This is a genomic window from Gilliamella sp. App2-1 (genome assembly GCF_001690255.1).
GTDB classification, from domain to species: domain Bacteria; phylum Pseudomonadota; class Gammaproteobacteria; order Enterobacterales; family Orbaceae; genus Gilliamella; species Gilliamella apicola_G.
In genome coordinates, this window is record NZ_LZGR01000068.1 from 1 (window position 1) to 1,531 (window position 1,531).

Annotated in this window: 2 protein-coding genes; one reads left to right on the plus strand and one right to left on the minus strand. The window is 32.6% G+C overall.

Annotation, left to right across the window (positions count from 1 at the left end):
- Positions 1 to 712, plus strand: a 712-nt coding sequence (locus A9G22_RS09020) for an IS3 family transposase (protein ID WP_141669916.1), incomplete at its 5' end; no start/stop codon positions are given.
- 421 nt (positions 713 to 1,133) lie between these two features.
- Here the strand turns inward: A9G22_RS09020 and A9G22_RS09025 are convergent.
- Positions 1,134 to 1,439: a hypothetical protein gene (locus tag A9G22_RS09025; protein ID WP_065586719.1), complete on the minus strand. Its 306-nt coding sequence runs from the start codon at positions 1,437 to 1,439 to the stop codon at positions 1,134 to 1,136.
- Positions 1,440 to 1,531: the final 92 nt, after the last annotated feature.

Consider the following 1,531-nt stretch of genomic DNA (forward strand, 5'->3'; position numbering starts at 1 on the left):
ACCTAAGTTACAGGATGATTCGGTGATTGTTTCGGTATTGAATGCTATCACAGACCGGCATTTACGCTGGGGCTTTCCTAAATGCTTTAATCGTATCAGAAAGCTCGGCTATAAATGGAATCATAAACGGGTATATCGGGTGTATTGTGAATTAAAGCTTAATCTCAGGGTAAAGCGTAAAAAACGTATTCCTCCACGAAGCCCAGAAAGGCTATTGGTTCCTAATAAACAAGGTGAATGTTGGTCAATGGATTTTATGAGTGACAGTAGCTGTAATCAACGTCGCTTTAGGACATTCAATGTCATTGATGACTTTAATCGTGAGGCGTTAGGTATTGATATTGCAGTAAGCTTACCGGCAGGGAGAGTTACCCGTTACTTAGATAAACTGGCTGAATATCATGGCTATCTATTAAAAATACGCGTCGATAATGGACCAGAATTTACAGGAAAAACCTTTATAAACTGGGCTAAATCACATGATATAGCCATTGATTATATAGAGCCCGGTAGCCCATATCAAAACGGGTACATTGAACGATTTAATCGCACCTATCGTACTGAAGTACTCGATTTATATCTTTTTAACAACTTAGCACAAGCAAGGAGAATAACCGAAGAATGGTTAACGATTTATAACACCGAAAGACCGCATGAGGCATTAAATAACATGACGCCGATTGAGTATAAAACACTAAGACAAGCAGTATGATTTTCTACTTGAATCTTGTACTAAGTTTGGGGTATTTACATAATTAGTACCCGTTTTATCAGGTCATTGTTACGATAAACAAAAGAAATCACCCATGACAAATCACATTTCAAAAAGAGAAAAACGCCGTTTTACTTACCAATAAAAAAACAAATGGTGATTCTCTACCAAAATGCTAAAAAATGAACGAATATTGTTGCTGAGTATGACATCACTAAATCCGCATTAGATAAGTGGATAAAGCAATATCAAACCACTGCCTGTTGTTTAAACTCTGCACTCAATTTTTTGACACACAATGTGTTTACCTAGGATTGTTAGTTATATCATAGAAGTGGCATTTGCCCATTTTTTGGCGAGAATTAAACCTATTTCGCTTTCCAACAGAATTCAATTTAACTTGAAATAATAGCCATTACAATTAATTGAGATGGCCTCCAATTTTCTCCAATTCAATATAAAAATTATTAATGATATTTTCTTCCAATTCATCATAATTAATTAAACAACGATTAAAATTATTATCTAGAGTAAATAGATTTTTATCGATATTTATAAAATTTTCATCATAACGAGCTAACATTCTATAGCAATCTTTTCTATAAATAATTCCTTTAAATCCGTTATTTCCTTTATAGACTTCTAATTTATATTCTGCGTAATCATCTTTGGTATCAACTTTGTAAATTATTGTTTTTATTAATTCATATTGTTTTAGTTCTGCCATTGAGTTTTCCCATTATTTATTAGTACTCTTAATTCTATTTTATATCAATTTATATAGATACTTGTCCAAAGATATTATGGTTATCTATCTTA